Annotated in this window: 19 protein-coding genes and 2 tRNA genes; 17 read left to right on the top strand and 4 right to left on the bottom strand. The window is 44.6% G+C overall.

Translation table 11 applies throughout. The features are described 5' to 3' along the window. Positions 1 to 77 precede the first annotated feature (77 nt). Positions 78 to 1,367, bottom strand: coding sequence for a peptidoglycan DD-endopeptidase ShyC (shyC, locus tag AC3CH3_RS12420; RefSeq protein ID WP_488537257.1), 1,290 nt, complete (start codon positions 1,365 to 1,367; stop codon positions 78 to 80). Between the two features lie 129 nt (positions 1,368 to 1,496). Between shyC and tyrS the strand changes: the two genes are divergently transcribed. Both tyrS and AC3CH3_RS12410 read left to right on the top strand, forming a co-directional pair. After that, on the top strand, positions 1,497 to 2,684 hold the full coding sequence (gene tyrS, locus AC3CH3_RS12415; RefSeq protein ID WP_017059402.1) for a tyrosine--tRNA ligase: 1,188 nt from the start codon (positions 1,497 to 1,499) through the stop codon (positions 2,682 to 2,684). Positions 2,685 to 3,064: 380 nt separating this feature from the next. After that, positions 3,065 to 3,910, top strand: coding sequence for a magnesium transporter (locus AC3CH3_RS12410; RefSeq protein ID WP_016768990.1), 846 nt, complete (start codon positions 3,065 to 3,067; stop codon positions 3,908 to 3,910). A gap of 110 nt (positions 3,911 to 4,020) precedes the next feature. On the opposite strand, the gene dacB is transcribed toward AC3CH3_RS12410, so the two are convergent. Next, entirely contained in the window at positions 4,021 to 5,454 is a 1,434-nt protein-coding gene (gene dacB / locus AC3CH3_RS12405) for a serine-type D-Ala-D-Ala carboxypeptidase (RefSeq protein ID WP_488537256.1), read from the bottom strand. Positions 5,455 to 5,571: 117 nt separating this feature from the next. Continuing rightward, a complete protein-coding gene (locus tag AC3CH3_RS12400; protein ID WP_488537255.1) occupies positions 5,572 to 6,612 on the bottom strand; it encodes a porin in 1,041 nt (346 codons plus the stop codon). Positions 6,613 to 7,125: 513 nt separating this feature from the next. Here AC3CH3_RS12400 and greA point away from each other — a divergent pair. Further along, on the top strand, positions 7,126 to 7,599 hold the full coding sequence (gene greA, locus AC3CH3_RS12395; protein WP_017059397.1) for a transcription elongation factor GreA: 474 nt from the start codon (positions 7,126 to 7,128) through the stop codon (positions 7,597 to 7,599). 127 nt (positions 7,600 to 7,726) lie between these two features. Here the strand turns inward: greA and yhbY are convergent, their stop codons facing one another. Next, the gene (yhbY, locus tag AC3CH3_RS12390; RefSeq protein ID WP_017063275.1) at positions 7,727 to 8,023 is read right to left on the bottom strand and encodes a ribosome assembly RNA-binding protein YhbY; all 297 of its coding nucleotides are present in this window, start codon (positions 8,021 to 8,023) and stop codon (positions 7,727 to 7,729) included. A gap of 114 nt (positions 8,024 to 8,137) precedes the next feature. Here yhbY and rlmE point away from each other — a divergent pair, with 114 nt between their 5' ends. The 14 genes from rlmE to pnp all read left to right on the top strand — a co-directional run bounded on the left by rlmE (position 8,138) and on the right by pnp (position 23,379). After that, positions 8,138 to 8,767: a 23S rRNA (uridine(2552)-2'-O)-methyltransferase RlmE gene (rlmE, locus tag AC3CH3_RS12385; protein WP_017059396.1), complete on the top strand. Its 630-nt coding sequence runs from the start codon at positions 8,138 to 8,140 to the stop codon at positions 8,765 to 8,767. 107 nt (positions 8,768 to 8,874) lie between these two features. Further along, positions 8,875 to 10,842, top strand: coding sequence for an ATP-dependent zinc metalloprotease FtsH (gene ftsH, locus AC3CH3_RS12380; RefSeq protein ID WP_050651775.1), 1,968 nt, complete (start codon positions 8,875 to 8,877; stop codon positions 10,840 to 10,842). 88 nt (positions 10,843 to 10,930) lie between these two features. Continuing rightward, complete coding sequence (gene folP / locus AC3CH3_RS12375) at positions 10,931 to 11,761, top strand: dihydropteroate synthase (protein ID WP_488537254.1); 831 nt, start codon at positions 10,931 to 10,933, stop codon at positions 11,759 to 11,761. Positions 11,762 to 11,782: 21 nt separating this feature from the next. Beyond that, a complete protein-coding gene (gene glmM, locus AC3CH3_RS12370; protein WP_019824349.1) occupies positions 11,783 to 13,123 on the top strand; it encodes a phosphoglucosamine mutase in 1,341 nt (446 codons plus the stop codon). A 278-nt stretch (positions 13,124 to 13,401) separates the two neighbouring features. Then, a complete protein-coding gene (secG, locus tag AC3CH3_RS12365) occupies positions 13,402 to 13,734 on the top strand; it encodes a preprotein translocase subunit SecG (RefSeq protein ID WP_017059392.1) in 333 nt (110 codons plus the stop codon). A gap of 16 nt (positions 13,735 to 13,750) precedes the next feature. Further along, a tRNA-Leu gene (locus tag AC3CH3_RS12360) sits at positions 13,751 to 13,835 on the top strand. Between the two features lie 53 nt (positions 13,836 to 13,888). Further along, a tRNA-Met gene (locus AC3CH3_RS12355) sits at positions 13,889 to 13,965 on the top strand. 234 nt (positions 13,966 to 14,199) lie between these two features. Next, a complete protein-coding gene (rimP, locus tag AC3CH3_RS12350; protein WP_488537253.1) occupies positions 14,200 to 14,655 on the top strand; it encodes a ribosome maturation factor RimP in 456 nt (151 codons plus the stop codon). 35 nt (positions 14,656 to 14,690) lie between these two features. Continuing rightward, on the top strand, positions 14,691 to 16,178 hold the full coding sequence (gene nusA / locus AC3CH3_RS12345) for a transcription termination factor NusA (protein WP_017059230.1): 1,488 nt from the start codon (positions 14,691 to 14,693) through the stop codon (positions 16,176 to 16,178). 22 nt (positions 16,179 to 16,200) lie between these two features. Continuing rightward, positions 16,201 to 18,891, top strand: coding sequence for a translation initiation factor IF-2 (gene infB / locus AC3CH3_RS12340; RefSeq protein ID WP_065676714.1), 2,691 nt, complete (start codon positions 16,201 to 16,203; stop codon positions 18,889 to 18,891). Positions 18,892 to 19,025: 134 nt separating this feature from the next. Beyond that, positions 19,026 to 19,439 (top strand): 30S ribosome-binding factor RbfA, encoded by a 414-nt coding sequence (gene rbfA, locus AC3CH3_RS12335; RefSeq protein WP_017065964.1) that lies wholly within the window; start codon positions 19,026 to 19,028, stop codon positions 19,437 to 19,439. Then, a complete protein-coding gene (truB, locus tag AC3CH3_RS12330; RefSeq protein WP_086712039.1) occupies positions 19,439 to 20,392 on the top strand; it encodes a tRNA pseudouridine(55) synthase TruB in 954 nt (317 codons plus the stop codon). The genes rbfA and truB overlap by 1 nt, the downstream gene beginning before the upstream one ends. A 218-nt stretch (positions 20,393 to 20,610) precedes the next feature. Further along, positions 20,611 to 20,880 carry a 30S ribosomal protein S15 gene (gene rpsO, locus AC3CH3_RS12325; RefSeq protein ID WP_010436144.1) on the top strand — a complete coding sequence of 90 codons (270 nt, stop codon included), beginning with the start codon at positions 20,611 to 20,613 and terminating at the stop codon, positions 20,878 to 20,880. A 378-nt stretch (positions 20,881 to 21,258) separates the two neighbouring features. Continuing rightward, positions 21,259 to 23,379 (top strand): polyribonucleotide nucleotidyltransferase, encoded by a 2,121-nt coding sequence (pnp, locus tag AC3CH3_RS12320; protein WP_019819855.1) that lies wholly within the window; start codon positions 21,259 to 21,261, stop codon positions 23,377 to 23,379. Positions 23,380 to 23,407 lie beyond the last annotated feature (28 nt).

Here is a 23,407-nt window from a genome sequence, read left to right as displayed (position 1 = left end):
AACATAAAAAAGAGCGCATTGACGGGCGCTCTTTTCGTTGGTTTATAGGGCTATTAATCTAATTGGTCGCTAGTAGCCTAATTAGTCGCTAGCAACTGGCCGTATCGTTTAAGGTTATTCAGTCGAATCTCTGAGTTGGCAATAAAGGTTGCTTTTGCTTTACCCGTTAACGACTTAGATTGAGGCAATTTCACGGTGCGCGCATTCTTATGTACGCCATTAACCAAGAATTCATAGTGTAAGTGCGGGCCAGTTACACGACCTGTGCCACCCAAAGTACCAATGGTTTGGCCTTGTTTTACGCGCTGACCCGTTTTCACCATACGTCGCTTCATGTGCAGGTACTTGGTGATGTAGGTGTTGCTGTGTCGGATGAACACATAGTTACCATTGAATTGGTTGTAACCCGACTTCTGAACGATACCGTCACCAGCCGCCCAGATAGGCGTGCCAACAGGGGCTGCGTAGTCAGTGCCGCGGTGAGCTCGAACCTTACCGGTTACTGGGTGTCTCCTGGTTGGATTAAAGTTCGATGTTACGCGACGAAAATCAATTGGTGAGCGCAAGAACGCTTTCTTCATTGCTCGACCATTTTCATCGAAGTAGTTGCCGCTCTTATCATCCAATACCGCGGTAAATGAATCGCCTTGGTTTTTGAATACGGCTGCGATGATCTTACCGCGACCAACCACTTCACCTTCAACTACTTTCTCTTGGTATAAAATTTTGAAGCTGTCGTTCTTACGAATATCTAACGCAAAGTCGATATCCCAACCAAAGATGCCCGCCAGTTCCATAATTTGGTTTGCGGTTAAACCTGCGCTTACGCCAGCGTTCCAGAAGTTAGAGGTGATGTTGGCTTCGGCATAATTGTATTGGTATGCCACTTCTTTTTTGTCGAAACTTGATGAGAAAGAATCGCCAGATTTAGTAATCTTGAAGCTTTCAAATGCACTAAGTTGTCTTTTTAACTGAATAAGGTCGTTGTTTTCATCGAAGCCGAACTGCAAGACATCACCAGGTCTTAGATTAGACAGCTGCTTCTTAATATCATCATTGGTATTGAGTAGCGTGATCAGTAGGCGGTATGACAGGCCAATACGTTCAAATAAAACAGAGGTGCTTTCGCCAGAGCGAACGGTGTATTTCTCCCAATTGAGTACTGCCGTCGGTGGAGCGTCACTTGAGCTAATAAGCGCATCGGCATTGATAGTCAGTGGGTAATGTTTCCCCACAACTAAAGCGCCCGAATCGTCACGTAAACTGTTGACGTCGGGGAGTAAGAAAATCGCGACGAAAATTATGGCACTAAAAAATGCGATAAAAGCCCGGTGCAAAATAGGAAGGCGTGCAAAAATAGACAACATGTTCCGGTTCGTTCTGTAAATATTATGAAAATCGACGACGGAATAGTGTAACTGGTTTCAAAATACATCGCTATTCAAGTAAGATGTCTAATTAATGTATTTTTGCCAAATCTGTGGGAGTGAACAAGAATGGCGAGTATTGAAGCTGCACTAGCCGAGATCAAACGTGGCGTAGAAGAACTGATTCCAGAAGACGAACTGATTGCAAAACTAAAAGAAGGTCGTCCTTTACGCATTAAGCTGGGTGCCGATCCAACAGCTCCAGATATCCACCTAGGCCATACGGTTATCTTTAACAAGCTTCGTGCTTTCCAAGAGCTTGGTCATGAAGTGACATTCCTTATCGGTGATTTCACTGCAATGGTTGGTGACCCATCAGGTAAAAACTCAACACGTCCACCGCTAAGCCGCGAAGACGTATTGAAGAATGCTGAAACTTACAAAGAACAAGTATTCAAGATTCTAGATCCTGCGAAAACGCAAATTCGTTTCAACTCTGAATGGCTATCTGAGCTTGGCGCTGAAGGCATGATTCGTCTTGCTTCTAACCAAACTGTTGCTCGTATGCTTGAGCGTGATGACTTCAAAAAGCGTTACGCTGGTGGTCAACCGATCGCAATCCACGAATTCATGTACCCACTTCTACAAGGTCACGACTCTGTTGCATTAGAGAGCGACGTTGAGCTTGGCGGTACTGACCAGAAGTTTAATCTTCTAATGGGTCGTGAACTGCAAAAAGCAGCAGGTCAAAAACCACAAGCGGTACTGATGATGCCACTACTTGTTGGTCTAGACGGTGTTAAGAAGATGTCTAAGTCTGCGCACAACTACATCGGTATCAGCGAAGCACCAAGCGAGATGTTTGGTAAGATCATGTCTATCTCTGACGATCTAATGTGGAGCTACTACGAGCTACTGTCTTTCCGTCCTCTTGAAGAAGTTGCGGAACTGAAAGCTGGCGTTGATGCAGGTAAGAACCCGCGTGACGTTAAAGTGCTTCTTGCTAAAGAGATCATCGCTCGTTTCCACAGTGAAGCAGATGCTGAAGCCGCTGAGCAAGAGTTCGTTAACCGTTTTGCTAAGAACCAAGTACCTGATGAAATGCCAGAATTTGAATTCGAAGCAGGCCTGCCAATTGCGAACGTTCTAAAAGAAGCAGGTCTAGTAAACTCTACTTCTGATGCGATGCGTATGATCAAGCAAGGCGCTGCTAAGCTTGAAGGCGAGAAGATTGAAGACAGCAAGTTTGTACCTGAAGCAGGTACTGCAGTTTACCAAGTAGGTAAACGTAAGTTTGCTCGTATTACTATTAAGTAATAACGCACATCAATAATTGAACAAAAGGCATCCACGGATGCCTTTTTTATTGACACAAAGTTGACGAAGTTTTTAAACGTGCATTGCTACACTATGCGCGCTGTCAAATTGACAGTAATTCTGGAGATTTTTATGAACAATACCGACCATCCTCCTAGTTTGAATGGAGAAGAATAACCTGTCTCGGTATTGATCTATTGTCCTGCCGTTCAGGTAGGGTATCTTTGTTTTTTCCCCTCATTCTTTTCCACACACTAGATTCTAACAAGTAGACACATTAGCGCTTTAAGCTATTGATATATTAGCTTTAAGCTTTTGGTGCACTCGCTATAGGCTATTTGTTTTGATGGTCGTTACCTTTGCCAATCGGGAGATTCGCCATGACGGTAATGAACAACACTTTTTTATCTATTGAAGCTCTGTACTCAGAGAAAGACATCCAAGCTGTATCTAATGCCTTTCAACAGTACGGACGTGAGCAACAAATTAACCTTTTAAACCGAATGCCGCTCGAAGATGCGGTGTTAGTGCTGGGGCAATGTTCTCTTAGTACGATTCAGACTTTACTTAGTGAGCTAGAAGAGCAGGGCTTTGAGAAGCGCTCTCGACATCTAGCTCACCAACTAGGGCTGATCTACTCAGAGGTTGAACCGCAACAAGGTTACCTTTCGACTGGAGTGCTAAGCCATGTAAGGCAACGTATCGGTTGGATTATTGCCTTAGCGCTGCTGGGTATAGTCTCTGGACTTATCATTGCTCAGTATGAAGACATTCTTAGCCAGCTAGTACTTCTGGCGATCTATATGCCGGTAATCGCTGCTGCGGGTGGTAATACAGGCACACAAGCGGCGACTTTGGTCATTAGGGCCTTAGCCACAGGGGAGTTGAAGAAACGCCAGTGGGCGAATGTTCTTTGGAAAGAATTTAGAGTCGCGATTTGCCTAGCACTTGCGATTGCCTTGGTGATGATTGGCCGCATATTACTGTTCAGTGATAACCAATCAACGGGTGGTTACGACATTAATATGATTGCTTACGCGATTGCTGTCGCTCTGTTTATTCAAGTGACAATATCAACCGTGTTAGGCGCTGGATTGCCGATTGTTGCTCGGTTATTTAAGTTAGATCCTGCGGTGCTGGTGAGCCCAGTCTTAGCTTCTATAGTGGATATTTCAGGGATGTGGATCTACTTCACGGTGGTGAATTCATTCCTAGGAATCGCTTAAAAGCTGATAAAAATAGCTAAATACATCAGAGAAACAAAAATGGCGCTGAAGATTTAAGGTCTTCAGCGCCAGTTTTATTGTTTAAGTAGAAGTTTACACAGAGCTAAGCATTACTTAGATTTGCTTTGTGTTTGACTGAACTCGACCACATCTTTGTAGAAAGCACGCTCAAACTGGGTGATAGGTGCTTCTACTGGTTTGTCTGGATCTTGTTCTTCAGGGAAGTAATCACGGACAAATTGCACAAACAGAGAGTTTGGTTTTCCCGCTTTATCTAATCCGTATCCCGCCATGTTGTAACTGCCGTATAGAGAACCACTCTTGGCGATAATGTTGCCTTGAATCGGTGCTTTTCTCATGCTTTGACGGTATTTGAGCGTTCCATCAGTGCCAGATGTAGGCATAGCCTCAATCAGGTTGAGCTGTTGATCGTTTTCCCAGATATAACGAAGCACTTGAGCCATGGTCTGTGATCTCATTCGGTTATTTCTGGATAACCCTGAACCATCGACTAGCTGCGCTTTGCTGAGGTCAATACTAGCCTTGGTCAGCAGTATCTGTTTTATTGCTTCAGTGCCGTTATTGAAGCTGCCCGGTTGAACATAGAATGTCGCTCCTAGCGTTTTAGTTAGATTATCTGCGATAAGGTTATCCGACTTCTTGAGCATGATATCGAGCAGTCCAGGAAGTTTCTCTGAGTTATGACTAGCGACTAACGTGGTTTTGTCTGCTTTAGCTTTTTTACCAATAATCACATCACCTTTTACGTCTATTTTCAGTTCTTTGAGGAGCGATGTAACGACTTGATAGGTGTAAAGTTCTGGGTTTTGAATCGCGAACTTGAGTGGCAGTGGCTTTTTACGCTCAACTAAGCAGCCAGAGAGCTTATAAGCGTTATCTGGTGTCGTGATGAGTTCCAAGTCGCATTGTGTCGCCTTCTGCCCAGAGCGAGTTACCGTGGCAGCGGTGGTCGTCACGTCTATCGGATAGTGAGCGGGAATATAGACACGAGTGCTGCCGTTATCTTTTGTATAAATAGAGGCTTGTGCGCAGTTGCTGTCCAAGGTCATTGCACTAGAAGGCGCGCTGTAACAAACCCCTAGAATGTCCCAAGGCCAACCCACCGCTCGCTGATAGCCCGTAAAAGTCGAGTTATCGAGGTATAAGTTGCCCTTTATGGTTCTTGATTGAGACTTAGCGTATTGAGCCAAAAGGCTTTTAAGCTGTTCTCGTTGCAGCGTTGGGTCGCCACTAAATGAAATGATAGAGTCATTCCCAGAACGAGCGATGCTGGTCGTGTAGTGAAAGTCATCCCCTAACTCCAACTTAGCCGCTAACGCTGTCACCAGCTTTAAAGTACTGGCGGGTGGATAGAAGCCATCACTGTTGGAATTCATTTTGTTTGAATCGCCTCCCAGGGATTCCAAAATCACACTGGTGCTACTGCCATCAGGCAATTTATCTAGGGGGGCGTAAGCGAAAGCGTTAACTGAGAAAGCGCTAATGGAAAAACTACATACAAGTAGTGTGGATAGAAGGCGCATAGAAGATTTCTTGGATGGCTGATGTTTTCAGTATACAGATATAAAAAACGCCCGCTAGATAGCGGGCGTTTTGATTCTTAATTAACTAATTAATCAATTAGATAATCAGAATTAGAATTAGAAGTCGTAACGTAGACCAATCGCTAGCTCGTCTTCAGCTTGTGCTTTAGTTGCACCACGGTTAACTACAGTATCAGCTGTACCGAACTTGTCACCTTCAGAGATAAGGTTGAAGTTGTACGAGATGTAAGTACGGAAGTTAGGCTTGAAGTAGTAAGTCGCATCAACAGCAACGTTATCAGCTGATGTATCACCATCTGTTTCTGCGTTGTTGTACGTTAGCGTGAATGCAGCTTGGTCTAGCGTGTAAGCCGTTGCGAATTCGTAGCCAGTGTAGTCGCCGTTGTCTTTCGATAGTTCACCGTCTGTGAATACACCAGCAAAGTATAGAGCTTCAGTACGGAAAGATGCCGCTAGCATGTATTCGTTTTGCTCTGCTTGATCAGCGTAACCTGCACCTAGCTTAACGCCAGAATCGCCGATTGCGTAGATAGCAGATAAAGAGTAGCCGTCTTCACCGTTGTCGCCGTATACATCAACATCACCTGCGTTGTTGTCAGTTTCAGTACGGTCAGCGAAGCGGTAGCTTGCTTTAACTGCTAGGTCTTGGAATTCACCTTTGTAAGAAAGCATGTTGTCTGTACGGTCAGCCGCTGCAATTTTGTATGCTGCTGAGTTACCGTGGTAAGACATGATATCGGTAAAGTCAGTGATAACGCCTAGCGCACCGTCGTTTTTACCGTAAGTTACTTCACCGAATGTACCGCCGATACCAGCGTATGTGTAACGGTGATCGATATCGTCACCGCCAGTATTGTCGTTCGCGTTATATTCTGCTTCGTAGAAACCAACACCGTATAGACCGTCTTGGATTTCAACTTTACCTAGGAAGTTCAGACGTACACGAGTGTTGTCTTGTGCTTTGCCATCTTTTAGAGATAGACGAGCTTCCGCACGACCACCGATCTCTAGAGAAGTGCCGTTTGAGCTGTATACAGATGTACCTTCGATACCACCAGCTTGTTTACCGTCGGCTGCTACTGCGTTAGTAGCAAGAGCTGCAGCAGATACAGCAAGCGCGATCATAGTCTTGTTCATGTTATTATTTCCTAATTACTGTCCATAGAAGTTTTATCAAGGATTTGAACCCTTTTGTGTATTGCCTGTATTAGTCAGGTTTCATAATCATGATTAGAACAGAAGTCTGAAAAATGCCAGTGCAATCCATGGGTTACTTTTTACCTCTAAAGTTCCATAGTTAGTTAGTAAAATGATATAAAACCAAAAAATGAACACTGTTTTATTATATCTCTTGTTGTTTAAGTGTTTGTTTTATTGGGGTTTTTATGAAAGTGTGATCTGTGTTTATTTTGTTTATTTTTTGTTTTTTTAGGTATTTAGCTCTCTACTTATTGATGAGAGAGTTATTATTCATTTTTGTGATGTCTGTAATTTAGACCTAGATAAAGCTTTTATAACGCAAAGTGGAATAAAGGTGATTTAGCCATAAAGTTTGTTTACACTAAGCCAAATCGTTTTGTTTCTATCACCCAATAAATGCGTTGGGTGTATTTATGTTGGCCAAAGAAAGCTTTGGCATAGAGGTAAAAAATGGAAAAGGTTCCAATGACAGTACGTGGCGCTCAACAGCTACGTGACGAATTAGATCGCCTACTTAAGCTACGCCCTGTTATCTCAGCAGCTATTGGTGAAGCACGTGAACTAGGTGACCTGAAAGAGAATGCTGAATACCACGCCGCTCGTGAAGAGCAGGGTATTTGTGAAGCTCAGATCCGTGATATTGAATATAAGCTATCACTGGCTCAGATCATCGATGTAACGCAAATGGATAATACAGGCAAGATTATCTTTGGTACGACAGTGACACTGATTGATGTAGATACCGATGATGAGTTCCGCTACCAAATCGTTTCAGAAGACGAAGCAGACATCAAAACGGGTCGCATTTCTGTGAAATCGCCAATTGCTCGCGGTCTTATCGGAAAAATGGAAGGCGACGAAGTCATGATCTCTACCCCTGGTGGTGACAAAGACTTCGAAATCGACAAAGTAGAATATATCTAATTGAATTTTCTTTGTTTCTGATAAGTAAAAAGGTCGCTAAATGCGACCTTTTTCGTTTCTCACGCTACACTAAAAGATAAGCGCTGTGGCTTCCTATTAGTGAAGTTAGCATTTATGTTAAGCTCGCTTATTTACGTGGAATCTCGATTTTACGTGCTTCTGACTGACGGAACAGTACTAGAACTTTACCGATAGTCTGTACTTTCTCAGCTTTAGTTTCACGTACAATTGCATCGATAATCAGTTGTTTAGTATCACGGTCTTCTGATGCAACTTTAATCTTGATCAGTTCGTGGTGGTCTAGAGCTAATTCGATTTCCGCTAGAACAGCTTCAGTAAGTCCATTTGCGCCCATTAGCACAACAGGTTTTAAACTGTGAGCTAGGCCCTTTAGATGCTGCTTTTGTTTGGTACTTAGGTTCATTACGCGGCCAATTTTCTTTACTATTAGGGTTGAAAAAACCTATTTTAACGCCATCTAAAGCTGAAGACTATAATTTATTCAGCAATTAGTACTTTCCTCCAATTTAGGTATCCAATGAGCAAACAGAAACACTCGGCCAGTTCAGGCCGTTGGTTGAAGGAACACTTCGACGACAAGTACGCAAATGAAGCAAGAAAGAAAGGCTATCGTTCACGTGCTTATTTCAAAATGGAAGAGATTCAAACGAAAGATAAATTGCTGTCTCCTGGGATGACCATTGTGGATTTGGGTGCAGCACCTGGCGGTTGGTCTCAATATGCTGCTAAGATTGTTGGAGACAACGGACAAATCATTGCGTGTGACTTGTTACCAATGGATCCGATTGCTGGTGTTAGCTTTTTACAAGGCGATTTCCGCGAAGAAGCTGTGCTAGATGCCTTGTTGGAACGTATACAACCAAACATGGTTGATGTCGTGATGTCAGATATGGCACCTAATATAGCAGGCAACAATTCTGTGGATCAGCCAAGAGCTATGTATTTAGTTGAATTAGCTTTGGATATGTGTCGACAAGTTCTAGCTACCAATGGTAGTTTTGTTGTAAAAGTATTCCAAGGCGAAGGGTTTGACCAATACGTTAAGGACGTCCGCGAGATGTTTAAAACAGTAAAAGTTAGAAAACCCGACTCTTCTCGAGCTCGATCTCGTGAAGTGTTTATCGTAGCCACTGGTTACAAAGGTTAACGATTCTCTTCCAAGAGTGAGAGTTAACAACATGGCTACAGGTTACAAACTGTAGTACCCTACCTTTAATTACAATTAGTTATCGAGAGGCTTACACCTTGAGTGACATGGCAAAAAATTTAATTCTGTGGCTTGTTATCGCGGTAGTGTTGATGTCGGTATTCCAGAGCTTCGGCCCTGGGGAAAGTAACGGCAGAGCAGTAGATTACACCACGTTTGTACAGGAAGTTGGCCAAGGCCAGATTCAAGACGCACAGTTCAATAACAGCGAAATCACTTTCACACGTCGTGGTGGTGGTTCTAAGTATGTAACTTACATGCCTGTTTATGATCAAAAGCTTCTTGATGACTTAATTAATCAAAACGTAAAAGTTCAGGGTACACCACCTGAAGAGCAGAGCCTGCTTGGCACTATCTTCATCTCATGGTTCCCAATGATCTTACTGATTGGTGTATGGATTTTCTTCATGCGTCAAATGCAAGGCGGCGGCGGCGGTAAAGGCGCGATGTCTTTCGGTAAGAGTAAAGCTCGAATGATGAGCGAAGAACAAATCAAAACGATGTTTGCTGATGTTGCTGGTTGTGACGAAGCAAAAGAAGACGTGAAAGAGCTTGTGGATTACCTTCGTGACCCAAGCCGCTTCCAAAAGCTAGGTGGTAAGATCCCGACAGGTATCCTGTTGGTTGGTCCTCCTGGTACTGGTAAAACATTGCTTGCAAAAGCGATTGCTGGTGAAGCGAAAGTACCGTTCTTTACTATCTCTGGTTCTGACTTCGTTGAAATGTTTGTTGGTGTTGGTGCATCTCGTGTGCGTGATATGTTCGAACAAGCGAAAAAAGCAGCACCTTGTATCATCTTTATCGATGAAATCGATGCTGTAGGTCGTCAACGTGGCGCGGGTGTTGGTGGTGGTCACGATGAACGTGAACAAACACTGAACCAAATGCTGGTTGAGATGGATGGTTTCGAAGGTAACGAAGGTATTATCGTTATCGCTGCGACTAACCGTCCAGACGTACTAGACCCTGCATTACTTCGTCCTGGTCGTTTTGACCGTCAAGTTGTGGTTGGTCTACCGGATGTACGTGGTCGTGAACAGATTCTTAAAGTACACATGCGTAAAGTTCCATTATCAGGTGATGTTGAACCATCGCTGATTGCTCGTGGTACTCCAGGCTTCTCTGGTGCAGATCTTGCGAACCTTGTGAACGAAGCGGCGCTATTCGCTGCTCGTGGTAACAAGCGCAATGTATCTATGGTTGAGTTTGAACTTGCGAAAGACAAAATTATGATGGGTGCAGAGCGCCGTTCAATGGTTATGTCTGAAGAAGTGAAAGAGTCAACGGCTTACCACGAAGCGGGTCACGCAATTGTTGGTCGTTTGGTGCCGGAACACGATCCTGTGTACAAGGTTTCAATCATTCCACGTGGTCGTGCGCTTGGTGTAACTATGTACCTTCCAGAGCAAGATCGCGTAAGCATGTCTCGCCAACATCTAGAATCTATGATCTCTAGTTTGTACGGTGGTCGTCTTGCTGAAGAACTTATCTACGGTAAAGACAAAGTTTCGACTGGTGCGTCTAACGATATCGAACGTGCAACTGATATTGCTCGCAAGATGGTTACGCAGTGGGGCTTCTCTGAAAAACTGGGTCCTCTCCTATATGCTGAAGAGGAAGGCGAAGTTTTCCTAGGCCGCGGTATGAGCCAAGCGAAACATGTTTCTGACGATACGACTAAGCTGATCGATGAAGAAATTCGTATTCTAATCGACCGCAACTATGCTCGTGCGAAGCAAATTCTTGAAGAGAACATGGATATCATGCACTCGATGAAAGACGCGCTAATGAAGTTTGAAACGATTGATGCAGGTCAGATTGATGACTTGATGGAACGTAAAGACGACATTCGTGAGCCAGCTGGTTGGGGGGATCAGGCGAAAGCAGAACCTGCAAAGGAAGAAGCTAAACCTGAAGCGAAATCAGAAGACGCAACAGCTGAACCAAAAGCTGAAGAGTCGAAAGTTGAAGAAGTTAAATCTGAAACAGATGATGCTCAAAACAAAGATTCTTAATTGCTAAGCTTTAAATTAAAACCCTGAGTACGCTCAGGGTTTTTCTGTTTATAGCCCAAGATGTTTTTACCTTTAAGACCCGCCTTCCATGATATTAAAAGTACATAATAAAACGCTCGTTTTAGACCGCCCACATGTGATGGGTATTCTCAATGTTACGCCTGACTCTTTCTCTGATGGCGGAAAATTCAATTCATTAGATAATGCTCTACTGCAAGCAGAGCGAATGGTTCAAGCTGGTGTTAGCATTATTGACATTGGTGGTGAATCAACTCGCCCGGGAGCACCTGACGTACCTTTAGAAGAAGAACTCGCTCGCGTTATACCTGCCATTAAAGCAATTCGCGCTAAGTTTGATGTGTGGATCTCCATTGATACCAGTAAAGCTGAAGTGATGCGCCAAGCCGTTGAAGCGGGGGCTGATTTGATCAATGATGTGCGCGCACTGCAAGAGCCCGGAGCTCTGGAAGCGGCCGCCGATGCTAATGTGCCAGTTTGCCTGATGCACATGAAAGGTCAGCCAAGAACCATGCAAGCTAACCCTAATTACGATGATGTCCTAATCGATGTTGAAGCGTTCTTAAAAGAAAGGGTGGAGGCTTGTGAGGTTGTTGGTATCTCAAAAGAGCAGCTGATTCTAGACCCAGGTTTTGGTTTTGGTAAAACCATCGAGCACAATTACCACCTATTAGCGCACCTTGAAAAATTTCACACGCTTGGGTTGCCAGTCTTAGCGGGGATGTCGAGAAAGTCGATGATCTTTAAGCTACTAGACAAAGCTCCAGCAGATTGCATGGTTGCTAGCGTCACTTGCGCTACCATCGCTGCAATCAAAGGTGCACAAATTATTCGCGTTCACGATGTTGAAGATACATTGGAAGCGATGAAAATAATCGAAGTGATGAATAACAATCACTAATCATAATTAAGGAAAATCAATATGTCTGATAAGAGACGTTACTTCGGCACAGATGGTGTACGTGGCAAAGTTGGCCAGTACCCGATTACACCTGATTTTGTTCTGAAGCTTGGCTGGGCTGCGGGTCGTGTTCTTGCGAAGCAGGGCACAAAGAAAGTCATCATTGGTAAAGATACTCGTATCTCTGGCTACATGCTTGAGTCGGCGCTAGAAGCTGGCCTCGCTGCTGCTGGTCTTCAGGCTACGTTTACTGGCCCGATGCCAACGCCTGCTGTTGCTTACCTAACTCAAACCTTCCGCGCTGAAGCCGGTATTGTTATCTCTGCATCGCACAACCCATACTACGATAACGGTATCAAGTTCTTCTCTTCTGAGGGAACAAAACTGCCGGACGATATCGAGTTGGCAATTGAAGCTGAATTGGATAAAGACATCGAATGTGTTGACTCATTCGAACTTGGTAAAGCGGTACGTTTGAACGATGCGGCTGGCCGTTACATTGAATTCTGTAAGAGCACATTCCCAAATCATATGACGCTTGCAGGAATGAAGATTGTTGTCGATTGTGCACATGGTGCGACTTACCACATTGCGCCTGCTGTATTTAAAGAGCTGGGTGCAGAAGTTATTGCGATTGGTGTTGAGCCAAACGGTACTAACATTAACCACGAAGTCGGTGCGACGGATGTACGTGCTCTGCAAGCAAAAGTGCTTGAAGAAAAAGCGGCATTAGGCCTTGGCTTTGATGGTGATGGTGACCGTATCATCATGGTTGACGAGCTAGGCAACAAAGTTGATGGCGACCAAATCGCTTACATTATTGCTCGTGATGCACTGCGTCGCGGTGAGTTGAAAGGCGGCGTTGTTGGTACACTAATGACCAACCTGGGTATGGAAAACGGCCTTAAGCAGCTAGGTATTCCGTTTGTTCGTGCTGCTGTTGGTGACCGTTATGTAATGGAACAGCTTCTTGCTAAAGGCTGGAAGATCGGCGCTGAAAACTCGGGGCACGTTATCCTACTGGATAAAGTGACGACGGGTGATGCTATCGTTGCTGCTCTACAAGTGTTGGCTTCAGTTGTTGATAGCGAAATGACACTGAATGAGCTGTCTCAAGGCATGACGTTGTACCCTCAAGTTCTAGAAAACGTTCGTTTCAGCGGGGATTCAAACCCACTAGAAGCCGAAGCGGTAAAAGCAGCGGTTGTTGAAGTAGAAGCTGAGCTTGGCGAGAAAGGTCGTGTGCTATTACGCAAGTCTGGTACCGAGCCACTACTGCGTGTCATGGTTGAAGGCGAAGATGCAGAGCTTGTTCAAGCGTCTGCGCTTAAGATTGCAGATGCAGTAAAAGCAAACTGCTAATTTAACCTTTTACTTAGCCGGCGCAGCGAATAGCGCCTGTGATTAGAAGTGATTGAGTTATATCACGGTCAAAAGAGACGTAAATGAGTTTTGTGTCGCTTTTGACCTTTTTTTGACCATTCACTTGGTAAAGGCTTATTTTTTAGCAAATTCTCCTTGTCAGCCATCGTCGCATTCGCTAGTATTGCTCGGCCTTCAGTTAGGAGGCCGCTAGCCTTGTTCTTGAAAATAGTTTTTTGAACGGCGCTGGCTCAACAATTAGGAACATAGGTGGAAAAATGTTTACAGTTCTACTTGTGATTTACCTGTTGGCAGCGCTTGGTGTAATTGGCCTAGTGTTGATTCAACAAGGTAAAGGCGCAGATATGGGAGCCTCTTTCGGTGCTGGCGCTTCAAACACTGTGTTTGGTGCTGGTGGCTCAGGAAATTTCCTTACCCGAATGACTGCAATTTTTGCAACTACATTTTTTATCCTTAGCTTAGTGCTTGGTAATATGTCTACACATAAAACTGAGTCACAATGGATTGACCCGACCCAAGGTCAGGTAATTCAACAAGCTGATGATGCAGTGAGTGAAGTTCCGGCGCAAGGCGACGAAATTCCACAATAATCTGTAAAGATTTGATGCCGAGATGGTGAAATTGGTAGACACGCTAGCATGAGGTGCTAGTGCCTTAGGGTGTGAGGGTTCGAGTCCCTCTCTCGGCACCATGTTTACAAACTTGTAAAACATCTTGTTGGGCGTATAATGCTCGCAAGTCGGACGCGGGATGGAGCAGTTTGGTAGCTCGTCGGGCTCATAACCCGAAGGTCGTCGGTTCAAATCCGGCTCCCGCAACCAATTTCAATGCTATTATATAGCTTGTATTGGTAGCAAGTTTGCACAGTGTGAACCTCACTGTGAGTTAAGTGCGATATCGAATATGATGGCACTTAACATATAAGGGTCCAGCAACAAAAACCCCGGCTTATACGGGGTTTTTTGTTATCTAAGCATTTGTAAATGTATTTAGATAATGTTTGCTTGGAATTTAAATTGGGCTTTGAGCCCTTTTTTTGTTTCTGGAGTGGTTAAATGACTGGTTTAGAAAGACAACTTACTGAAATGCTTGACGCTCCAGTAGCAGCATCAGGTTATGAGTTAGTTGGATTAGAATTTATTCGTGCTGGTGAGCACTCAACGCTACGTATTTACATCGATTCACCAAACGGTATCAATTTAGATGATTGCGCTGAAGTTAGTCACCAAGTAAGTGCCGTAATGGACGTTGAAGATCCAATTTCAGTGGCTTATAACCTTGAAGTGTCTTCACCTGGTTTAGAGAGACCACTGTTCAAAGCAGAGCATTACCAACAATTTATTGGTCACGAGGTAAGCATCGTTTTGAAAATGGCTGTCGGCAACCGTCGTAAATGGAAAGGTGATATCCAATCTATCGAAGGCGAGACAGTGAAAGTATTGGTTGAAGGACAAGAAGAAGAATTCGTCCTGAGCAATATTGCGAAAGCTAACCTGATCCCTAAATTTTAGTTCTCCTAGAGAGAAGAGCTTAAGAGGCTAGATTAATGAACAAAGAAATTTTGGCGGTAGTAGAAGCTGTTTCAAATGAGAAAGCAGTTCCTCGTGAGCGTATTTTTGAAGCGCTTGAAATCGCGCTTGCAACGGCAACAAAAAAGAAAAGCGAACTAGAAATCGAAGTTCGTGTTGAAATTGACCGTAAAACGGGTGATTTCGAAACTTTCCGTCGTTGGGAAGCTGTTGAGGAAGTTGAATTCCCAACAAAAGAAATCTCTATTGAAGCTGCAAAGTACGATGACCCAGAGATCGAACTTGGCGGTTTCATTGAAGATGATATCGAATCAGTAACGTTTGACCGTATTACGACTCAAACGGCTAAGCAAGTTATCGTACAGAAAGTACGTGAAGCTGAACGCGCTCAAATCGTTGAGCAGTTCATCGATAACGAAGGCGAGCTAGTAACTGGCGCAGTTAAGAAAGTTAACCGTGACACTATTATCCTAGACCTTGGTAACAACGCTGAAGCGGTAATCCTTCGTGATGACCAACTTCCTCGTGAAAACTTCCGTCCAGGTGACCGTGTTCGTGGTCTTCTTTACGCAGTTAAACCAGAAGCTCGTGGTTTCCAGCTTTTCGTTACTCGTTCGAAGCCAGAAATGCTAGCTGAACTATTCCGTGTTGAAGTGCCTGAAATTGGTGAAGAGCTAATTGAACTTAAAGGTGCTGCACGTGACGCTGGTTCTCGTGCTAAAATCGCTGTGAAAACAAACGACAAACGTATTGACCCAGTTGGTGCGTGTGTTGGTATGCGTGGCGCACGTGTACAAGCTGTTTCTAACGATCTTGGTGGTGAGCGTATTGATATCGTTCTTTGGGATGATAACCCGGCTCAATTCGTAATCAACGCAATGGCTCCTGCTGATGTTGCTTCAATCATCGTTGATGAAGATGCACACTCTATGGATATCGCTGTTGAAGCGGATAACCTAGCACAAGCGATTGGCCGTAGCGGTCAAAACGTACGTCTAGCTTCTCAACTTACTGGTTGGGAACTGAACGTAATGACTGTTGCTGATCTCGAGAAGAAGCACCAAGAAGAAGCAGTTGCTTCTATTGAAAACTTCATGAAGCACCTAGACATTGAAGAAGACTTTGCTCAAATGCTTGTTGAAGAAGGCTTCTCTACGCTTGAAGAAGTAGCATACGTTCCTGTGAACGAGCTTCTTGAAGTAGATGGTCTAGACGAAGGTATCGTTGAAGAACTACGTAACCGTGCAAAAGACGCACTGACTACTCTAGCGCTAGCGAAAGAAGAAACTTTCGACGGTGTTGAGCCTGCTGAAGACTTACTTGCACTTGAAGGTCTTGAGCGTGAAATGGCTTACAAGCTAGCAGCAAAAGGCGTTGCGACACTGGAAGACCTAGCTGACCAAGGCGTTGATGAACTAGAAGGCATCGAAGACCTAACTGCAGAACGTGCAGGCGAGCTAATTATGGCTGCGCGTAACATCTGTTGGTTCGGCGACGAAGAATAATTCAGCAAGGAGAGAAAGCGGTATGACACAATTAACAGTTAAAGCACTGAGTGAAGAGATTGGTACGCCAGTTGACCGCTTAATTGAACAACTTGCTGATGCAGGCATGAAGAAAGCAGGGTCGGATCAAGTGACTGATTCAGAGAAGCAAACATTGCTAACGCACCTTAAAAAGGAGCACGGCGATACTTCAGGTGAAACAGAACCGACTCGTTTAACTCTTCAACGCAAGACCCGCAGCACGCTAAGTGTTGCCGCTGGAGGCGGTAAGAGTAAGGATGTTCAAGTAGAGGTACGTAAAAAGCGTACTTACGTGAAGCGCAGCACTATTGAAGATGAAGCGAAACGTGAAGCTGAGGAAGTAGCTAATCGTGAAGCGGAAGAGAAAGCACAACGCGATGCTGAAGAGCAAGCGAAACGTGATGCTGCAGAGAAAGCACAGCGCGAAGCCGAAGAAAAAGTAACACGTGAAGCGGATGCAAAACGTGAAGCTGAAGAGAAGGCTCAACGCGCACAAGCTGAAAAGGCTAAAAAAGACATGAATTCAAAAAATGCAGACGCTAACGCACAAGCGAAAAAAGAAGCGGATGAACTTAAAGCTCGTCAAGAGCAAGAAGCAACTCGTAAAGCAGAAGCTGAAGCAGCTAAGCTTGTTGAAGAAGCTCGTAAGTTAGCAGAAGAGAACCAAGAACGTTGGTCTGAAGAAGAGAAGAAGAAGAAAGAGCAAGAGAAATCTGCGGATTACCATGTGACTACTTCTACTTACGCTCGTGAAGCTGAAGATGCGGCAGATAAGAAAGATGAGAAAGCACCTCGTCGTCGCAAGAAGAAAGCAGCTCCTGCTAACCAACCGGCAAACAACCGTGGTGGTCGTAACCAACGTGGTCGTGGCGGTAAAGGTAAGCTTGCTAAACCAACGTCAATGCAGCAAGGCTTCGATAAGTCAGCAACTGTTGCTAAATCTGACGTTGCTATCGGCGAAACTATCGTTGTTTCTGAACTGGCTAGCAAAATGTCAGTTAAAGCAACTGAAGTTATCAAAGTAATGATGAAGATGGGCGCTATGGCGACTATCAACCAAGTGATTGACCAAGAAACAGCACAACTTGTTGCTGAAGAAATGGGTCACAAGGTAATCCTACGTAAAGAAAACGAACTTGAAGAAGCAGTACTAGCTGACCGTGATAGCGATGCTATCGCTGAAGGTCGAGCTCCTGTTGTTACTATCATGGGTCACGTTGACCACGGTAAAACTTCAACACTTGATTACATTCGTAAAGCACACGTTGCTTCTGGCGAAGCTGGCGGTATCACGCAGCACATTGGTGCTTACCACGTAGATACTGACAACGGTATGATCACTTTCCTTGATACTCCTGGACACGCGGCGTTTACCGCTATGCGTGCTCGTGGTGCTCAAGCGACAGATATCGTTGTACTTGTAGTTGCAGCAGACGATGGCGTAATGCCACAAACAATCGAAGCGATCCAGCACGCGAAAGCGGCAGGCGTTCCTCTGATTGTTGCTGTGAACAAGATCGATAAAGAGGGTGCAAACCCAGACAACGTTAAGAATGAGCTAGCTCAATACGACGTTATCCCTGAAGAATGGGGCGGTGAGAACATCTTCGTTCACATCTCTGCTAAACAGGGTACAAACATCGATGGTCTTCTAGAAGCAATCCTTCTTCAGTCTGAAGTTCTTGAACTTACAGCGGTTAAAGAAGGCATGGCGTCTGGTGTTGTTGTTGAATCTCGTCTTGATAAAGGTCGCGGTCCAGTTGCAACAGTACTAGTACAGTCTGGTACTCTAAACAAAGGCGACATCGTTCTTTGTGGTCAAGAGTACGGCCGTGTTCGTGCAATGCGCGATGAGAACGGTAAAGACATCGAAACTGCAGGTCCATCTATTCCTGTAGAAATTCTAGGTCTTTCTGGTGTTCCTTCGTCAGGCGATGAAGCGACTGTTGTACGTGATGAGCGTAAAGCACGTGAAGTTGCGAACTACCGTCAAGGTAAATTCCGTGATGTTAAACTAGCTCGCCAACAAAAAGCGAAACTAGAGAACATGTTCGCGAACATGACGGCTGGCGAAGTTGCTGAGCTTAACGTTGTACTTAAAGCTGACGTTCAAGGTTCTGTAGAAGCGATTGCTGACTCTCTACTGAAACTGTCTACTGACGAAGTTAAAGTGAACATCGTAGGTTCTGGTGTTGGTGGTATTACTGAAACTGATGCAACTCTTGCTGCAGCTTCTAACGCTATCATCCTTGGTTTCAACGTTCGTGCTGACGCAACTGCGCGTAACACGGTTCAGAACGAAAACCTAGATCTACGTTACTACTCAATCATTTACCAACTGATTGACGAAGTTAAACAGGCGATGGGCGGTATGCTTGCTCCTGAATTCCGTCAAGAGATCATTGGTCTTGCACAAGTTCGTGACGTATTTAAGTCGCCTAAACTTGGTGCAATCGCTGGTTGTATCGTTACTGAAGGTACGATTAAGCGTAGCAACCCAATCCGTGTACTTCGTGAAAACGTTGTTATCTACGAAGGTGAACTAGAGTCACTTCGTCGCTTTAAAGATGACGTTCAAGAAGTTAAGAACGGTTACGAGTGTGGTGTCGGCGTTAAGAACTACAACGACGTTCGCGTTGGTGACCAGATCGAAGTATTCGAAATCGTTGAGGTTAAACGTACTCTAGACTAATCAGTCTGTACGACTCGACATATTGACTAAGGTTACTAACATTACTAGTAAAGGTAATAAGTAATCGGTTGTTGAATACACCATGGGGGGCTGGTAATTACCAAGCCCCCCATCTTTCTAAGTGAGAAAAGAAAATGTCAAAAGAATTTAGCCGCACACAACGTGTGTCTCAGCAGCTTCAAAAAGAGCTTGCGCTTATCCTACAACGTGAAGTTCGTGACTCACGTATCGGTATGGTAACTATCTCAGACGTAGAAGTGTCTCGTGACCTTGCTTACGCAAAAGTGTTCGTGACTTTCCTATGTGTTGGTGAGCAAACTCCTGAATCATGTCTTAAAGCTCTTAAAGAGCATGAAGTGCCAGTTCGTATGGCTCTTGGTAAGCGTATTCGCCACCGTCTAACGCCTGAAGTTCGTTTTACTTACGACAACACACTAGTAGAAGGCATGCGTATGTCTAACCTAGTAAGTGAAGTTCTGAACGACGACAAGCGTAAGCAAGAAGAAGCTGGCCGCACTGACGAAACTCAGTCTAAGGGCGAAGAGTAATGGCTCGCCGTCGTAAAGGTCGCCCTATCAACGGGGTAATTCTATTAGATAAGCCGACTGGCATTTCGTCTAATGATGCACTGCAAAAAGTAAAGCGTATTTACTTTGCAGAGAAGGCAGGGCACACCGGTGCTCTGGATCCTCTTGCGACTGGCATGCTGCCAATTTGTCTTGGTGAAGCAACGAAGTTCTCTCAGTTTCTTTTAGATTCTGATAAGCGCTACGTTGTTATTGCTAAGCTTGGTGAGCGTACCAATACTTCTGACTCTGATGGTGAAGTGGTTGAGACACGTGATGTTAACGTGACTCAAGAACAGCTTGAGCGTTGCATTGCGAGCTTCAAGGGTGAAACCGATCAGATACCATCAATGTTTTCGGCATTGAAGTATCAAGGTAAGCCTTTGTACGAATACGCACGTGCAGGTATCGAGGTTCCTCGTGAGTCTCGTAAGATCACTGTGTACTCTATTGAACTGCTTCGCTTTGAAGGCGATGAAGTTGAAATGGAAGTGCATTGTTCGAAAGGCACATACATCCGCACAATTACCGATGATCTTGGTGAAATGCTCGGTTGTGGTGCTCATGTGACCATGCTTCGTCGTACTGGTGTAGCAAAGTACCCATACGAGCGTATGGTGACTTTGGAGCAGTTAAACGAGATCCTAGAGCAAGCACAGGCGCAAGAAATTGCACCGAAAGAGCTGCTTGATCCACTGCTGATGCCAATGGACACTGCCGTTGAAGATTTACCAGAAGTAAACCTGAACGCGGAACTGACTGACCTAGTTCAGCACGGTATGCCAGTTCAGGTTTCTGGTGCGCCAACTGAAGGCACTGTTCGCATGACTAGTGGCGAAGAGAAGCTGTTTGTCGGCGTTGCTCAGATTGCTGAAGATGGCCGAGTTGCACCGAAGCGTTTGGTTGTTTTCAGAGATGAAGAGCCACAAGCGTAGCGCTGAAACCGAATTAGGTATTAGTGTTTAGCCTTGAAAGGCGAGCAAATAAGACAGAAAGCGAACGCCTAATTTAGGTGGTTCGCTTTTTTCGTTTTTAATGGGTTCGATTGTTATTGCACCAACTGACAAACTTCCCTATAATCCTCGGCTCGCGTAGCGGCTGAATCAGAGATTGGCTGCTACAAATATAAACTTACTCTTATCAGGAGAGAATTATGTCTCTGAATGCAGAAACTAAAGCAGCAATCGTTGCAGAATACGCACAATCTGAAGGCGACACAGGTTCACCAGAAGTACAAGTAGCACTACTTACTGCTTCTATCAACCACCTACAAGGTCACTTCAAAGCGCACAAACACGATCACCACAGCCGTCGTGGTCTACTACGTATGGTTTCTAGCCGTCGTAAGCTTCTTGATTACTTGAAAGGTAAAAACCTTGCTCGTTACCAAGACCTAATCAAGCGTCTAGGCCTACGTCGCTAATAGCGATGTCTGCAAAGACAGTTTGAAGAAAAGGAGCATTTATGCTCCTTTTTTTGTGCCTGTAAGAAAATGCTAGACCGGATGCTCAGAATATCATCTGGCTTTTTCTGATAGGAAATATATCTCCTAATAAAAATAGTTTATACTACGCCCGCCTATAGCGTTTTCAGCGTTTGGCAATCAACCTCTCAAGAGATTACAGTCACAGATGTCGGCCAATAGGTCGCGACTATTCAAAGGCGGATTTGGTCCTAATTCGGCGTATGAACTCATACAAAGAGTCACCATCCTAAGTCCCTTTTCACTAGTCGCGATTGGTAATGTCTTGAGTCATTATTCACTTAATCTAAAGTCTGACTTTAGAGCTAAGGATATACAATGTTTGAAAAACCAGTTGTAAAATCGTTCCAGTACGGTAACCACACCGTTACTCTAGAAACGGGCGTAATTGCACGTCAAGCTACTGCTGCTGTAATGGCGACTATGGACGATACTTCAGTATTCGTTTCTGTTGTTGCTAAGAAAGAAGCAGTTGCAGGTCAAGACTTCTTCCCACTAACAGTAAACTACCAAGAGCGTACATACGCTGCGGGTAAAATCCCTGGTGGTTTCTTCAAGCGTGAAGGTCGTCCATCTGAAGGCGAAACACTAACAGCTCGTCTGATTGACCGTCCAATTCGTCCACTTTTCCCAAGTGCGTTTAAAAACGAAGTTCAAGTTATCGCTACGGTTGTTTCTATCAACCCTGACGTAAACCCAGACATGATCACTATGATCGCAACGTCTGCTGCACTTGCTATCTCTGGTGCTCCATTCAATGGTCCTATCGGTGCTGCACGTGTTGGTCACATCGACGGCGAACTAGTTCTTAACCCATCAAATACTGAGCTTGAAAACTCTAAACTAGACCTAGTTGTGTCTGGTACAGAAGGCGCAGTACTTATGGTTGAATCTGAAGCAGATAACCTGTCTGAAGAAGAAATGCTTTCAGCTGTTGTTTACGGTCACGACCAACAACAAGTTGTAATCAAAGCAATCAACGAGTTTGCTGCTGAAGTTGCAACTCCATCTTGGAACTGGGAAGCACCAGCAGTTAACACTGAGCTTAAAGCTCAAGTTGCTGAACTTGCTGAAACACGTTTATCTGACGCGTACCAGATCACTGAGAAAATGGCTCGTTACGAGCAAGTTGGCGCAATCAAGAACGACGTTGTTGAAGCTCTAATCGCACAAGACGAAAACCTAGATGAGCGCGAAATCCGCGGCATGCTTGGTTCTCTAGAGAAAAACGTAGTACGTAGCCGCATCATCGCTGGCAACCCACGTATCGATGGCCGTGAAAAAGACATGGTTCGTGCGCTAGACGTACGTACTGGTGTTCTTCCACGTACACACGGTTCTTCTCTATTCACTCGTGGTGAAACTCAAGCACTTGTTACTGCAACGCTTGGCACACAACGTGATGCTCAAATCATCGACAGCCTAATGGGTGAGAAGAAAGACAACTTCCTTCTACACTACAACTTCCCTCCATACTGTGTAGGTGAAACTGGTTTCGTTGGTTCTCCTAAGCGTCGTGAAATTGGTCACGGTAAGCTTGCTAAACGTGGTATCCAAGCAGTAATGCCTTCTGTTGAAGAATTCCCATACACAGTTCGTGTTGTATCGGAAATCACAGAATCTAACGGTTCTTCTTCAATGGCTTCTGTATGTGGTACATCTCTAGCGCTTATGGATGCTGGTGTTCCAATCAAAGCTTCTGTTGCGGGTATCGCAATGGGTCTTGTTAAAGAAGGCGACGATTTCGTTGTTCTTTCTGACATCCTTGGCGACGAAGATCACCTAGGTGACATGGACTTTAAAGTAGCAGGTACTAACGCTGGTATCACTGCACTTCAAATGGACATCAAGATCGAAGGTATCACTAAAGAGATCATGCAAATTGCACTTAACCAAGCGCAAGGTGCACGTAAGCACATCCTTTCTGTAATGGATGAAGCTATCTCTGGTGCTCGTGAAGATATCTCTGAATTTGCTCCACGTATCCACACAATGAAAATCAGCTCTGATAAGATCAAAGATGTTATCGGTAAAGGCGGCGCAGTTATCCGTGCTCTTTGTGAAGAAACGGGTACTACAATCGAAATCGAAGACGATGGCACAATCAAGATTGCTGCTACTGAAGGCGCAGCTGCTAAAGAAGCTATCCGTCGTATCGAAGAGATCACAGCTGAAGTTGAAGTTGGCCGCATTTACCAAGGTAAAGTTGCTCGTCTAGCTGACTTCGGTGCATTCGTTACTATCCTTCCAGGTAAAGATGGTCTAGTACACATCTCTCAAATTGCTGACAAGCGCGTTGAGAAAGTGTCTGACTACCTAACTGAAGGTCAAGAAGTTCCTGTTAAGGTTCTTGAAATTGACCGTCAAGGCCGTGTACGTCTAAGCATGAAAGAAGCAGTTGAAACGCCAGCTGAAGGCGAAGCACCTGCTGCTGAGTAATTCTCAGTGTGTCGATGGTGATATCGCT

This window comes from Vibrio sp. QJM3NY_35 (assembly GCF_057785915.1).
This window is presented reverse-complemented; position numbering and strand designations above follow the sequence as displayed.